Origin of the sequence: Streptomyces cucumeris, assembly GCF_024295805.1 — a bacterium.
Taxonomy (GTDB): Bacteria; Actinomycetota; Actinomycetes; order Streptomycetales; family Streptomycetaceae; genus Streptomyces; species Streptomyces cucumeris.
Window position 1 is genome coordinate 108,151 of sequence record NZ_JANCLX010000006.1, and the last position, 14,256, is coordinate 122,406.

At 70.9% G+C, this 14,256-nt stretch carries 12 protein-coding genes; 4 read left to right on the top strand and 8 right to left on the bottom strand.

Features of this window, described 5'->3' with window-relative positions; genetic code table 11:
• Positions 1-22: 22 nt before the first annotated feature.
• The 3 genes from NMK44_RS11165 to NMK44_RS11175 form a co-directional block, all read right to left on the bottom strand.
• Positions 23-1,144: an AI-2E family transporter gene (locus NMK44_RS11165; RefSeq protein ID WP_254741084.1), complete on the bottom strand. Its 1,122-nt coding sequence runs from the start codon at positions 1,142-1,144 to the stop codon at positions 23-25.
• 84 nt (positions 1,145-1,228) lie between these two features.
• Entirely contained in the window at positions 1,229-1,672 is a 444-nt protein-coding gene (locus NMK44_RS11170; RefSeq protein WP_254741087.1) for a DUF6924 domain-containing protein, read from the bottom strand.
• A gap of 157 nt (positions 1,673-1,829) precedes the next feature.
• On the bottom strand, positions 1,830-2,396 hold the full coding sequence (locus NMK44_RS11175) for a snapalysin family zinc-dependent metalloprotease (RefSeq protein ID WP_254741090.1): 567 nt from the start codon (positions 2,394-2,396) through the stop codon (positions 1,830-1,832).
• Between the two features lie 271 nt (positions 2,397-2,667).
• Here NMK44_RS11175 and NMK44_RS11180 point away from each other — a divergent pair, with 271 nt between their 5' ends.
• Both NMK44_RS11180 and recQ read left to right on the top strand, forming a co-directional pair.
• Entirely contained in the window at positions 2,668-3,270 is a 603-nt protein-coding gene (locus NMK44_RS11180) for a YceI family protein (RefSeq protein ID WP_254741093.1), read from the top strand.
• A gap of 99 nt (positions 3,271-3,369) precedes the next feature.
• Positions 3,370-5,235: a DNA helicase RecQ gene (recQ, locus tag NMK44_RS11185; RefSeq protein WP_254741095.1), complete on the top strand. Its 1,866-nt coding sequence runs from the start codon at positions 3,370-3,372 to the stop codon at positions 5,233-5,235.
• Positions 5,236-5,257: 22 nt separating this feature from the next.
• Here the strand turns inward: recQ and NMK44_RS11190 are convergent, their stop codons facing one another.
• Both NMK44_RS11190 and NMK44_RS11195 read right to left on the bottom strand, forming a co-directional pair.
• A complete protein-coding gene (locus tag NMK44_RS11190) occupies positions 5,258-7,669 on the bottom strand; it encodes a glycoside hydrolase family 65 protein (RefSeq protein WP_254741097.1) in 2,412 nt (803 codons plus the stop codon).
• Positions 7,670-7,769: 100 nt separating this feature from the next.
• Positions 7,770-8,225: a lamin tail domain-containing protein gene (locus NMK44_RS11195; protein WP_254741099.1), complete on the bottom strand. Its 456-nt coding sequence runs from the start codon at positions 8,223-8,225 to the stop codon at positions 7,770-7,772.
• A 401-nt stretch (positions 8,226-8,626) separates the two neighbouring features.
• Between NMK44_RS11195 and NMK44_RS11200 the strand changes: the two genes are divergently transcribed.
• Positions 8,627-10,207, top strand: coding sequence for a fatty acyl-CoA synthetase (locus tag NMK44_RS11200; protein ID WP_254741101.1), 1,581 nt, complete (start codon positions 8,627-8,629; stop codon positions 10,205-10,207).
• 325 nt (positions 10,208-10,532) lie between these two features.
• Positions 10,533-11,039, top strand: a complete 507-nt coding sequence (locus NMK44_RS11205) for a GNAT family N-acetyltransferase (protein WP_254741103.1) — start codon at positions 10,533-10,535, stop codon at positions 11,037-11,039.
• Between the two features lie 17 nt (positions 11,040-11,056).
• Here NMK44_RS11205 and NMK44_RS11210 read toward each other — a convergent pair whose 3' ends face one another.
• From NMK44_RS11210 to glpK, 3 genes are all read right to left on the bottom strand, one after another.
• Positions 11,057-11,995, bottom strand: a complete 939-nt coding sequence (locus NMK44_RS11210) for an SRPBCC family protein (protein ID WP_254741106.1) — start codon at positions 11,993-11,995, stop codon at positions 11,057-11,059.
• 6 nt (positions 11,996-12,001) lie between these two features.
• Positions 12,002-12,568, bottom strand: a complete 567-nt coding sequence (locus NMK44_RS11215; protein ID WP_254741109.1) for a hypothetical protein — start codon at positions 12,566-12,568, stop codon at positions 12,002-12,004.
• A gap of 142 nt (positions 12,569-12,710) precedes the next feature.
• On the bottom strand, positions 12,711-14,228 hold the full coding sequence (gene glpK, locus NMK44_RS11220) for a glycerol kinase GlpK (RefSeq protein WP_254741112.1): 1,518 nt from the start codon (positions 14,226-14,228) through the stop codon (positions 12,711-12,713).
• Between the last annotated feature and the right edge of the window lie 28 nt (positions 14,229-14,256).

Sequence of the window (14,256 nt, forward strand, 5' to 3'; positions counted from 1 at the left end):
CCCTCCCCACCGGTGCGCGTGCTCATGACGGAGTGGCCATGCCCACGCCGGTCTCCTGCTCATCGGTGTCCGGCTCCTGCGCCGGATCGCTGAGCTGTTCGCGCAGATAGTTCCAGAACACCGCGATCAGCGCGGCGACCGGTACCGCGAGCAGACTGCCCACGACACCGGCCAGACTGCCGCCCAGCGTCACCGCCAGCAGGATCACGGCCGCATGCAGGCCCAGCCCGCGGCTCTGGATCATGGGCTGGAACACATTGCCCTCGAGCTGCTGCACCACGATGATGATCGCGAGCGCGATCAGCGCGTCCGTCACCCCGTTGGACACCAGTGTGATCAGCACCGCGACCAGACCCGCGAACAGCGCACCCACGATCGGCACGAACGCGGAGACGAAGGTCAGCACCGCCAGCGGAAGCACCAGCGGCACCCCCAGGATCCACAGGCCGAGGCCGATGAAGACGGCGTCCAGCAGGCCCACCAGGGCCTGGGAACGTACGAACGCGCCGAGCGTGTCCCAACTGCGCGCGGCCACCACGGGGATGTCGGTGGCGAGCCGGCCGGGAAGCTGACGAGCCAGCCACGGCAGGAAGCGCGGGCCGTCCTTGAGGAAGAAGAACATCAGGAAGAGGGCCAGGACCGCGGTGACCACACCGTCGACCACGGTGTTCACGCCCGTGATGACCGTGGTGACCATGGATCCGGCGCTGCTCTGCAGACGGGCGGCGGCGCTGTCGGACGCCTCCGCGATCTGGTCCTCCCCGATGTTCAGCGGCGGCCCGGCGGCCCACTCGCGCACCTGGTGAATACCTTTGGTCACGCCGTCGGCCAGCTCCCCGGACTGGGAGGCCACGGGGACCGCGATCAGCGCCACGATGCCGGTGACCACCAGGAGGAACAACACGGTCACCACGGACGCGGCCAGGGCGGGCCGCCACCCGCGCCGGCGCAGGAACCGGGTCAGGGGCCAGGTCAGCGTGGTGAGGAGCAAGCCGAGTACGAGCGGCCAGACGATCGACCACATCTGCCCGAGGAGCCACAGGACCACTGCGGTCATCCCGAGGACCAGGAGCAACTCGACGGAGATACGCGCCGACGCGCGGAGCGCGGCGCGGGTTCTTGCGGAACTGAACGTGGCAGGCATGAAACACCGTACCCCGTTCGCGCTCCGCCATCGCCGCCGGTGTCCTCCAGAGCCCGCCCATTCCCGTGCGTGGCGCCCGTGGGGTCAGAATTCGGCGAAGTCGGAGAAGTCCATGTTGCCGAGAGCCAGGTTGCAGTGCATCTCGTGCGGAGTCTCCACGGCCGGTATACGGCACGGCTCGGTCTCCTCCGGGTCGGTGCTCACCGCGAGCAGCGACGCTTCGGCCCCCTCCATGCCGACGCGGTCGGCGAGGAAGACCACGTCCCAGCCGCACTCCTCCGGTTCCTCGCCGTCCTCGGAAGCGGTGAGGGCGGCGAGGACGTCGGCGGGGGTGGCGTCCGCCCACTCCGGGGCGTCCACACAGAGGATCTTCTCCTTGACCGAGCCCTCCTCCTGATCGCGCGCGTCGAAGACCCAGGGCTGGTCGAGGGCGGTTCGCAGCCGCTGCCAGGCGGCATCGTCCCCGTAGTGGGTGCGGACGAGCAGCATGGGCGGGTAGTCCTCATCGGTCTTCGGCAGAACGCGCATGGGTGGGCACTCCTTCCAACGGGTCACGTGGTGACCCGTGTTGATGGTGTGCCGAAGCGTAGAGGGAGGGTCCGACAACGGCGGCCCGGTGACGGGGCGGGCCGGGGTGCGGCTCGCCCCGTCGGGTCGCTCGTTCAGGTGGTTCCGGCGCGCGGGGTCAGTCCGCGTACACCGTGGTGGTCCGGGCCTTGGCCGAAGTGGCCCCCGCGCCACCGAAGTTGTCCTCGACCTCGGACTTCTCGGACGCGTCCGGGTTCGGGTTGGTGCAGGACGTCCCGGCCGAGGCGCCGGACATCAGGCTGGAGCACGGGCCCGGCTTCTTGTCCGGCAGTCCCAGGATGTGGCCGAGCTCGTGGGAGGCGATCCGCACCGTGTTGTAGCCCTCGTTCACCGCTTCGCGGCCGAAGTAGACCGTGCCGCTGCCCAGTCCGCTGACCTGGGCGCGGGGCCAGCCGTCGTCGGCGACGACGCGGACGTCCGCCCGCTGCCCCGAGGTGGCGGGCTTGAGCTGGACGCCGGTCACGTGCTCGTTCCACACGGCCGCGCCCTTGGCGACCGCGTCCTTGAACTCGGCGGCCCCGGACGCGTCGTAGGTCACCACCCGGGCGGCGGCGGACGCGGTGGCGGCAGGGGCGGCGGGGGCGGCCACGGCCTGTCCGCCCGCCAGGGCGAGTACCGCCACCACGGCGGCTGGCAAGGCGCGCACAAGCCTGCTGGATGTCACGATCGGCCTCCTTGTGGGGGAAAGGAACCTTTTGGTGTATTCGGTGTGAACATGACGAGCCGCCATGTTCTCCGGCCACCATGCCCACCGCGGCGACGGTCCAACCGGAAGCCCGGCCCCTCGCCCGGCGGCCGGGCGCCCACCCGTTCGGCCCCGGGGTGCCGGGCGAGCTGCCCCGCCCACACCATGGGCTCACCGGCCCGCCGGTGCCGCCGGGCGGGGGAACGCCGCCGCGACAGGCCCGGGCGCGCTGCTTAGCCTGCAGGGACATATGCCGTCTGCGAAGGACGTGAGCGCCATGGCGGACACCGCCGACACCAACCCCGTCTCCCCCGCCGCTGCCGTCTCCTCCGGCTCCCCCGCCGCGGGCCACTGGGAGCTGGACGCCGACCGGTCATCGGTCCGGATCCGGCACCGGACCATGTGGGGGCTGGTCAACGTCAAGGGCACCTTCACCCGGGTGGAGGGAGAGGGCGAGGTACGGCCCGACGGCTCCGGCCACGGCACCCTGACCATCGACGCCGCCTCGCTGGACACCGGCAACCGCAAGCGCGACACCCATCTGCGCGGTCCGGACTTCTTCGACGTGGCCACGCATCCGCGGATGGTCTTCACCGTGGTGGACGCGGCGCCCGAGGGCACCGGCGAGGCACGGCGCGAGGATGAGGCACGGATCAACGGCGAGCTGACCGTCGTCGGCCGCAGTCAGCCGGTCACCTTCATCGCGCGGATCGACGAGATGTCCGCGGACGCCGTCACCCTCACCGCGGACGTCGTGGTCGACCGTACGGACTTCGGGATGACGGCGAACCCCGGCGCCATGATGACCGGCGCGGCCACCGTCTCGGTCACCGCCCGGTTCACCCGCCGCTAGAGGCGCGCCGGCCGAGGTTCACCCCGCCCGCCGGGCCCGGCCCGCGGGCGGGGCCGCTCGGGTGACACGGACCCCCGCCCGGACCCCTAGAATCGCCGGATGGCTCTCCCGGAAAACGGTCCCGAACCCGGCAACGGTCCCGACGGCAGCGAGGCGGAGCGGGTACTGCACCGCGTCTTCGGCTACGACGCGTTCCGGGGAGGTCAGCAGGAGATCATCGAACATGTGGTGGCCGGTGGCGACGCGCTGGTCCTGATGCCGACCGGCGGCGGAAAGTCGCTCTGCTACCAGATCCCCGCGCTGGTCCGGAAGGGCGTGGGCGTGGTCGTCTCCCCGCTCATCGCGCTGATGCAGGACCAGGTGGACGCGCTGCGCAACCTCGGGGTGCGGGCCGGGTTCCTCAACTCCACCCAGGACCTCGACGAGCGGCGGCTGGTCGAGGCCGAGTTCCTCGCGGGCGAGCTGGACCTGCTGTACCTGGCGCCGGAGCGGCTGCGCGTGGAGTCCACACTGCGGCTGCTGGACCGGGGCACGGTGTCCCTGTTCGCCATCGACGAGGCCCACTGCGTGGCGCAGTGGGGACACGACTTCCGCCCCGACTACCTGGCCCTGTCCGAGCTGCACGAGCGCTGGCCCACCGTGCCCCGGATCGCGCTCACGGCGACCGCCACCGAGGCCACCCACTCCGAGATCGCCTCGCGGCTGAAGCTCCAGGACGCCCACCACTACGTGGCCAGCTTCGACCGCCCGAACATCCAGTACCGGATCGCCCCCAAGAACGACCCCAAGCGGCAGCTGCTGGAGCTGCTGCGCACCGAGCACGCGGGCGATGCGGGCATCGTCTACTGCCTGTCCCGCGCCTCGGTGGAGAAGACCGCCGACTTCCTGGTGGCGAACGGGATCGAGGCGGTGCCGTACCACGCGGGGCTGGACGCGCGCGTCCGCGCCGAACACCAGGGGCGCTTCCTGCGCGAGGACGGTCTGGTGGTGGTCGCCACCATCGCCTTCGGCATGGGCATCGACAAACCGGATGTGCGGTTCGTGGCCCATCTGGACCTGCCCAAGTCCGTCGAGGGCTACTACCAGGAGACGGGCCGGGCCGGGCGGGACGGGCTGCCGTCCACCGCGTGGCTGGCGTACGGGCTCCAGGACGTGATCCAGCAGCGCAAGATGATCGACACCTCGGAGGGGGACGACGCCCACCGGCGGCGGCTGGGCGCCCATCTGGACGCCATGCTTGCACTGTGCGAGACGGTCGAGTGCCGCCGGGTCCGGCTGCTGGCCTACTTCGGCCAGCAGAGCGGTCCGTGCGGCAACTGCGACTCCTGTCTGACCCCGCCGGAGTCCTGGGACGGCACCGTCCCCGCGCAGAAGCTGCTGTCCACGGTGGTCCGGCTGAAGCGGGAGCGCAATCAGAAGTTCGGCGCAGGCCAGATCATCGACATCCTGCTCGGCAAGAAGACGGCGAAGGTCATCCAGTTCGACCATGACGCGCTGTCGGTGTTCGGCATCGGCACCGAGCTGCGCGAGGCCGAATGGCGCGGTGTGGTGCGGCAGTTGCTCTCCCAGGGGCTGCTCGGCGTCGAGGGCGACTACGGCACCCTGGTGCTCACCGAGGCCAGTGCCGAGGTGCTGAACCGGCAGCGCGAGGTCAGGCTGCGGCGGGAGCCGGAGAAGGCCGCCCGCGCGGCGAAGCCCGCGAAGGGGTCCCGGCCCAAGGGCGCGGAGGCGGCCGCCGAACTGCCCGCCGAGGCCGTGCCGGTCTTCGAGCGGCTGCGCGCCTGGCGCGCCGCCTCGGCGAAGGAGCAGGGCGTCCCGGCGTATGTGATCTTCCACGACGCCACGCTGCGGCAGATCGCCACCGAGCACCCCGCGTCGCTGGAGGCCCTCGCCACGGTCAGCGGGGTGGGCGAGAGCAAGCTGGAGAAGTACGGACAGCAGATCCTGGACACACTGGCCGGGTAGCGGAAGCCGTTCGCCGCTGCCGTCAGTCGGATGGCAGCGGCAGCCAAACGGACTCCCCCGGCGCGAGGGTCAGGGTGCGGTCGGCCATCCGAACCTCGATGGGCGACTCCTCCGAGTCCGGCACCCTGATCCACAGCCGTCCGGAGCGCAGCCTCAGCACGATCCCCCAGTGGCCGCGGTAGCGCACGGACACCGCGTACTCCGAGAGCTCCGGCAGCGGCACCGGGTCCAGCCACAGGGCGTCCTCACGGGTCTCCAGACCGGTCAGGCCACGCTGCACCAGATCGAGCGTGCCGCCCATGGCACCGAGATGGATGCCCTCCCCGGTGGTGCCGCCCTGGATGTCCGCGACATCGCCGGTCAGCGCCTCCTGGCAGTACCCCCATGCCTCGGCCCGCCGGGCCCGTGCCAGCACCCAGCCGTGCACCAGTCCGCTGAGCGTCGAGCCATGGCTGGTGCGGTGCAGGTAGTACGCCACGGTGGCGTGCCAGGTGTCGTCGTCCAGGCCGTAGCCGAGCCGCAGGAAGAGCTCGGACAGTTCGGCGGGCGAGAAGAGGTAGCCGAGCATCAGCGCGTCGGCCTGCTTGGACGCCTGGTAGCGGTTGACCGTATCGCCCTCGGACTCCAGGATCCGGTCCAGCCGCCGGATGTCGCCGTAGCGCGCGCGATAGCCCTCCCAGTCCAGCTCCGCCAGGTCCTGGTAGCCGTCGAACTGGCTGATGACACCCTGGTGGAAGGGGATCCGCAGCCGCCGGGAGACATCCTCCCAGCGCTCCGGTTCGGCGCGGTCCAGGCCGATGCGCTCGAACAGCTCCCGGCGCCGCGGTTCGGGCAGGGCGCGGGCCAGCTCCAGGGCGCGGGTGAGCACCCAGGCGGCCATCACATTGGTGTAGGCGTTGTCGTCGAGGCCCGGCTGCTCGGCGCCGGGGTAGCCGTCGTGGTACTCGTCGGGGCCCACCACCCCGCGGATGCGGTAGCGCCCCAGGGCCGGGTCGAGCACGGCGGCGTCCGCCCAGAACCGGGCGATCTGCACCAGCATCTCCGCGCCCTTGGCGTGCAGGAACTCGGTGTCCCCGGTGGCCTGGCAGTACTGCCACACGTTGTACGCCACGGCCGAGCCCACATGGTGCTGCAACCGCGAGTGGTCGGGCAGCCAGCGGCCCGAACGCGGGTTCAGATGGAGGGTCTGGGTCTCCTCGCGGCCGTCGCTGCCGCTCTGCCACGGGTACATCGCCCCGGCCCGCCCGGCGTCCGCCGCGGCGCGGCACGCCTGGGGCAGCCGGCGGTGGCGGTAGTGCAGCAGCGCCCGGGACACCTCGGGGAAGTGCAGGTTCAGATACGGCAGGACGAACAGCTCGTCCCAGAACACATGACCGCGGTACGCCTCACCGTGGAGTCCCCGCGCCGGTACGCCCACGTCCCGCTCGGCGGTGTGCGGGGAGAGCGTCTGCAGGACGTGGAACAGGTGCAGCCGCAGGATGCGGCCCGCCTCGCCGGGCACCTCCAACGCGCCCTCGCGCCAGAGGTGTTCCCAGGCGGTGTGGTGGGACGCCAGCAGTCCGGCGAAGTCCGGGGCGCGTTCCACCCGGTCGACGGCGGCGCACAGCGGATCGGCGATGGCCGCGTCCCGGGAGGTGTGCACCGCCACGGTCTTCTCCACCGTGACGGGCGCCCCGTCGGTGATCGGCACGGTGAGCGCGCGGACGGCCCCGGTCGCGGTGAGACGCGCTCCCGCGGTGGTGGACGCGCCCTCGGTCATCCGGGTGCGCGCGGCCATCGCCACCCGTACGTCGGAGGTGGAGGTGCGGCAGCTCAGCCACACCGTGTCGGGCGCGGCGGCCCCGGTGCGCAGCTCGGTCAGATGGTGTCCGGACAGATCGCGGTAGCGGGCCACTCCCCGGTTCGCCACAGCACCGTCGAGGGCGGACTCGATCTCGAGCGTGCCCGACCAGCCCACGGCGGTGAAGGTGGTCCGCTGCGCCGCGAGATGGGGGTCACGCATATGGACCAGCCGCCACTGCTCCACGACGAGCACCCGGCGGTGGCGGTCGGTGAACCGCAGCCGCCGGGTGAGCGTGCCGTGCCGCAGATCGAGGACCTGCCGGTACTCGGTCAGCTCCGCGCCGTCGGGCGTGAGCCAGGGGCCGGGGTCCGCGGGGTCCGCGGGGTCGGGCCCGGTGAGCCGGTAGCGCAGCGGGAGCCAGTTCGGCAGGTTGACCAGGTCCTCGTTCTCGACCTGGCGTCCGGACACCTCCGAGACCAGCCGGTTGTAGCAGCCCGCGGCATAGGTGCCCGGGTAGTGCGTCTCATCGGCCCCGGTCTCGGAGGCCGCCCCCCGGGTGGCGAGGTAGCCGTTGCCCAGGGCGCACAGCGACTCCCGCAGCCGCTCCTCCGCGGGCGCGTAGCCCTCGTACTCCCACACCCAGTCCGACACGGCCGCTCACCGGCTCTCGCTCCTCGACACCCCCATTCTCCCCGGGGGTGTCGAGGTTCACCGGTCGGCCGGGCCACCGGGGTGGCCGGCGGCCCCGTCGTCAGCAGATCTTGTAGTCCGCGCGGCTGCTGTTGTACGAGCAGGTGTCGACGGCGGATCCGCTGCTCTTGCGCAGCGTGGCCTTGTCGCTGGTGTTGTTCCAGACGTAGGCCCGGCGGTCCTGGTACTTGGTGGCGGAGGTGTCCGAGCCGGTGCCGGTGCGCACGGTCACCGTCTTGCCCGCGCCGAGGGTGTAGCCCGGGAAGGTGTACCGGTGGTTACTGGCGTCGGCCAGCACCCAGCCCGTGAGGCTGACCGCGCGCGAGGTGGAGTTCTTGATCTGGACGTACTCCGCGTTGAGGCTGGAGTTGCTGCGGTTGTCGCTGCCGGGAGAGTCGTAATAGATCTTGGACAGGTGGACCGAGCCGGCGGCTCCGGCGGGTGCCGCGGGGTACAGCAGTGCGGCGGCGCAGCCGACGGCGAGCAGGACACCGGTGCGGGCGGCGGTTCGGGACATACGTCTCCCCCTTGCATGTGGTGCGTGATGAGCGTGATGGCACAGGACGGACGGGCGGCCGCGCCCGAAGATGGTTGGAGTCGGTGAGATGACTCCTTCGGTGCGGCCGCCCGTCCGTCTTCCCCCCACTTTGTGTGGAGCACCAGCGTGGCGTGGAGCGGGTCCCGGCGGCAGGGCTGCGCGGCCCTTGATCCAGGGCCGTCCGGCCCTAGTCGCCGGGGGGGCGGCATGGGCGGTGGCGGGCCGGTCGGCGCGGGGGACGCAACACCCCGTCACGCCGGTCGGCGGGCGAAGCAAACGTCCCGCCACGGCGGTCCTGTGGCGCCGTCACTCTTGAAGCCCGTCCCGGGCCGTGCCAGCGTGGCGATCCGTCCGTCCGCCCCCCACCCCGGGAGACACCGGTGACCGCATCCTCCCTGCCCGTGGACATCGTGCGCGCCCGCCGCCACGGCATCGCCGATCTGCTGTCCCGCACCGCGCTGCGGCTGCCGCACAAGACCGCCGTGGTCGACGGCCCGCTGCGACAGACGTTCGCCGAACTGGACGCGGTGGTGGACCGGACCGCGGGCGCGCTGGCCGCGCGCGGGGTGACCCCTGGCGACCGGGTGGTGCTGTACGCGCGCAACTCCCACGGCTTCGTGGTCGCCTACTTCGCACTGGCCCGGCTGGGCGCGGTGTCGGTCCCGGTGAACTTCATGCTGACCCCGCCCGAAGTCGCCTACGTCCTGGACCACTCGGGGTCCGTGGGCATCGTCGCGGGTGCCGATCTGCTCGACGCCGCCGATGTCGCGCTGGCGGAGGCGGCGCCGCCGCGGCTGGTGGTGCGCGCGGCGATCGGCGGGGGGCGCGGGGACTGGGAGGACCTGGCCGAGCTGGGCGAGGAGGCCGGGCACCGGATCCCCGACCCGGTCCTCTCCGACGACGATCCGGTGCAGCTGATGTACACCTCGGGAACCGAGTCCCGGCCCAAGGGCGCCATCATGACCAGCCGCAATCTGATCTCCCAGTACCTGACGGCGATCGTGGTCGGTGACATGTCCGTCGATGACGTCGAGATCCACGCGATGCCGCTGTACCACTGCGCCCAGCTGCACGCCTGTCTCACACCGGACATCTATCTGGGCGCCACCTGCCTGGTGCTGCCCGGCCCGGATCCGGCCACCCTGCTGGCCGCCATCGAGGCGGAACGGGTGACCAAGCTGTTCGCGCCGCCGACGGTGTGGATCGCGCTGCTGCGCCATCCGGAGTTCGGCACCCGCGATCTGTCGTCGCTGCGCAAGGGGTACTACGGCGCGGCGTCGATGCCGGTGGCCGTCCTCGCCGAACTGCGCCACCGGCTGCCCGGACTGGCGCTGTACAACCTCTACGGGCAGACCGAGATGTCCCCGATCGCCACCGTGCTGGGCCCGGCCGACCAGGAGCGCAAGGCCGGGTCCGCGGGGCGGGCCGCGCTCAACGTCGAGACACTGGTGGTGGACGAGGACGACCGCCCGGTGCCGCCGGGCACCATCGGCGAGATCGTGCACCGGGGCCCGCACACCATGCTCGGCTACTGGCGCGACCCCGAGCGCACCGCGGAGGCGTTCCGCGGGGGCTGGTTCCACAGCGGCGATCTGGGGGTGCTGGACGACGAGGGGTATCTGACCGTCGTCGACCGCAAGAAGGACATGGTGAACAGCGGCGGTGAGAACGTGTCCGGGCGCGAGGTGGAGGAGGTCATCCACGCCCATCCGGCGGTCACCGAGGCCGCAGTGTTCGGGGTGCCGCATCCGTACTGGATCGAAGCGGTGACGGCGGTGGTGGTGCCCCGGCCGGGTGAGACGCTGGATGTCCAGGACATCCTGGACCATTGCCGCTCCCGGCTCGCGGGGTACAAGGTGCCCAAGTACGTGGCGCTCGTCGAGTCCCTGCCGAAGAACCCCAGCGGCAAGATCCTCAAGCGTCAACTCCGCACCTCTTGGGCGCACTTGGGCGATATCTGACCACCATATGGACCGCGGTTGACGGACGGTGTCCGCGCGGTGCTCAATGATGTGCGTGAGGAGTGCGCTGCCCCTGGTCACCCGCGACCACATCGACTTCGGTCGGGTGTGGTCGGCGTTGTGTCCGTTCTGATCCGGCAGCGGACCGTGCCGGTGGCCGGTCCCCCATCGCGGCTCCGCCGCCCCTTCCCCCGCGTCTGACGGCACCGCCCGGCCATGTGCCTTCCCGTGCCGGGCGCACTTCCCCGTGTCCCGTTCGTCCTGTCGCGCGTGATCCGTCGCGCAGGTCTCCCTCGCGAAAGGCCCTTCCATGGCTGTGGAGTTCATGTCCGCATCCGTCGCCGCCCCTGGGGCGCGGCTGTCGGTGGCCCATGTCACCGCGGACGATCCGCTGGTGGAACCGCTGCTGCGGGAACTGGGGGACGAGTACTCCCGCCGGTACGGCAAGGACGCGCACGGCGAGCTGAGCCGCTATCCGGCCGAGGAGTTCACACCGCCGCACGGAGTGCTGCTCCTGCTGCTGGAGGACGGTGAGCCGGTGGCCGGGGGCGCGTTCCGCCGCTACGACGCGCGGACCGCCGAACTCAAGCGGATCTGGACCCATTCCGCGCACCGCAGGCGCGGTCTCGCCCGCAGGGTGCTGACCGAGCTGGAACGGGCCGCCGCCGAACGCGGCTATCACCGCCTCTACTTGACGACGGGGCCGCGTCAGCCCGAGGCGCGCGGACTCTACCTCGCCACCGGGTACTCCGCGCTGTTCGACGTCACGGCCGATCCGGAGACCATCGGCCCATTGCCGTTCGAGAAGTTCCTCTTCCCCCCTGGCCGGTGACACGAGGGCGAGGACGGTCAGCGGCGGCGTGAGCGCCGCCGTGGCGCCTCCTCCTCTTCCTCCTCCTCTTCCTCTTCGTCCTCGTATGCGTCATCCTCGTCGTACTCGTCGTCGTCCTCGTATTCCTCGTCCTCGTCGTACTCGTCCTCGTCTTCTTCCTCTTCCTCGTCGACGACCTCGCCCTCGCGGATCTCACCGCGCCAGCCCTCGATGTCGTCGGGGTTGAGCAGCACTTCGGCCATCAGGTGGCGGCGGAAGTGCTTCAGCTCCAGGCGCACCCGACGGCCCTGGGCCCGCCAGATGTTTCCGGTGCGTTCGAAGAAGCCCTGCGGGTAGTACTGGAGGACCACGAGGATCCGGGTGAGCTCGGGGGCGATCTCATGGAAGGTGACCGCGCCGTTCACATGGCCCTTCTCGGCCCGTGAGGTCCAGATGATGCGCTTGTCCGGCACCTGCTCGACGATCTCGGAATGCCATTTGCGGTGCGACCAGAAGACCTGGGCCTTCCAGTCCAGTTCGGTCTCGGACTCCTGCGAGACGTCCTCGACCTTCTTCATATAGCTGGGGAAGTCCTCGAACTGGGTCCACAGGTCATAGGTGAGCGACAGGGGCGCGCCGATGTCGATCTGCTCCACGATATTGGTGACCTTGAGCTTCTTGTCACGGTCGCCGTCCTTGCCGCCGCCCAGGCCCGGGATCACTTCCTCGGCCTTGTCCACGGCCTTGTCCTTGACGGTCTCAAGACCCGCCTTCACCAGCGGCTTCATCGGGACGTCCAGACCGTCCCCACCCTTGCCGAGACCCTTCTTGCCGAGCTGCGTCACCGAGGAGAGGGCCTTCTGCCCCAGGGCGCCGGCAAGGTTGCGCGCCTCCTGCTTCAGCCGGTCGGTGGGCAGTTCCTTGGCGAGGGCGCCGAGCGCTCCTCCCGAACCTCGTTCATCCGCCTTCTGCGCCATGTCCCCTCACCCCTGGCTCCGTCGTCCGGACCCGCTCGACTCGCTCTGTTTGCGGGCCTTCGCCGGGCGGTCGGCGGATTTCCGCTGTCCGCTCCCGTTCCGGCCGCGTCCGCCGGGCCGCGAACCGGACGTGTCCTTGCGCTCGCGCGCCGCGCCCTTGCTCCGCTTGCCCTTGCCCGCCTGGCCTTTGCCCTCCTCGCCCCTGCTCTCCTTGCCCTTCGTCTGCCGCTTGCCGGAGGGCTCCCGCTCCTCGGACTCCTCCGATGTCCCGGAGGTGTCCCGGCCGTTGCGCAGGGTGCCCGCCCGCCGCTCCATGCGGTCACTCAGGGCTTCCATGCGGTTACTGGCGGCCGACACCACGGCCGAACGCCCCGCGGACACCAAGGTGCCGCGGACATCGCGGCCCACCTTGCCGATCTCGGCGGTGGGCAGGGCGTCGGTGTTCACCGGAACGCGGCCCGACGCGAGGCGTTTGCCCGCCGCCATACCGGCGAGCGCCATCGCCCACCGCATCCTGCGGCGGCGCCCGAAGAGGTAACCACTGGCGAAGGCCAGTGCCGCCTCGCTCTTCATGATCGGTCCTCCTCACCGCCGCCACACCACGGCCACACTCGGAGAGCCCGTAACCCGGGCCTCACTTTCGAGTATGTCTCATTTGCCCCATTCGGGTATTCCCGGGCGGAGGTGATCAGGCAAGGGGTGGGGCCGCTCCGGGCTAGGAGACCTGCACCCAGTCCAGGGTGCGCTGCACGGCCTTCTTCCAGCCCGCGTAGCCCTCCTCGCGGCGCTCGGCGCTCCACTCCGGCTCCCAGCGCCGGGACTCGCTCCAGTGGGAGCGCAGCTCATCGGTGTCCCGCCAGAAGCCGGTGGCGAGACCGGCGGCGTAGGCGGCGCCGAGCGCGGTGGTCTCGGCCACCACCGGGCGGCTGACCGGTACGCCCAGCACATCGGCCTGGATCTGCATACACAGGTCGTTCTCGGTGACACCGCCGTCCACCCGGAGCACACCGAGGTGGATCCCGGCGTCCTTCTCCATGGCCTCCACCACGTCCCGGCTCTGGTAGCAGATCGCCTCCAGGGTGGCGCGGGCGAGGTGGCCATTGGTGTTGTAGCGGGTGAGGCCGACGATCGCGCCACGGGCGTCGGAGCGCCAGTACGGTGCGAAAAGACCGGAGAACGCGGGGACGAAGTAGACCCCGCCGTGGTCCTCGACGGTCCGCGCCAGCCGCTCACTGGCCGGGGCATCCTCGATGATCTTCATCTGGTCGCGCAGCCACTGCACGGCCGAGCCGGTCACCGCGATGGAGCCCTCCAGGGCGTAGACGGCGGGGCTGCCGTCGAACTGGTACGCCACCGTGGTGAGCAGTCCGCTGGTCGAACGGACCAGTTCCGCACCGGTGTTGAGGACCAGGAAGTTGCCGGTGCCGTAGGTGTTCTTGGCCTCGCCGGGGTTGAAGCACACCTGGCCGACGGTGGCCGCCTGCTGGTCACCGAGGACACCGGTGATCGGGGTCGCGGTGCGCAGCGGACGGCTGGTGCGGGCCTGGCCGAACGCCTCGGCGTGGGACGAGGGGTTGATCGTCGGCAGCATGGCCCGCGGAATGCCGAAGATCTCCAGCAGTTCGTCGTCCCAGTCCAGCGTCTCCAGGTTCATCAGCATGGTGCGGCTGGCGTTGGTGACGTCGGTGGCGTGGATACCGCCGCCGGGCCCGCCGGTGAGGTTCCACAGCACCCAGGCGTCGGTGTTGCCGAAGAGCGCGTGGCCGCGTTCGGCTGCCTCGCGGACACCCTCGACGTTGTCCAGGATCCACTTGATCTTGCCGCCGGAGAAGTAGGTGGCGGGCGGCAGTCCGGCCTTGCGGCGGATGACCTCGCCGTGGCCGTCCCGTTCGAGGGCGGCGGCGATGGTGTCGGTGCGGGTGTCCTGCCAGACGATCGCGTTGTGGTACGGCTGGCCGTTGCGCGGATCCCAGATCACGGTGGTCTCGCGCTGGTTGGTGATGCCGATGGCGGCCAGGTCGGCGGGTGAGAGCCCACCGGTGCGGATGGCGTTCTGCATCACGGAGTTGGTGCGCTCCCAGATCTCCACCGGGTCGTGTTCGACCCATCCCGAGCGCGGCAGGATCTGCCGGTGCTCCAGCTGGTACTTCGCCACTTCGCCGCCGTCATGATCGAAGATCATGAAGCGGGTGCTGGTGGTCCCCTGGTCCACCGCTCCGACGAATTCCGGCATCCTTCCGCCGCCTCTCCTGGATGGGTCC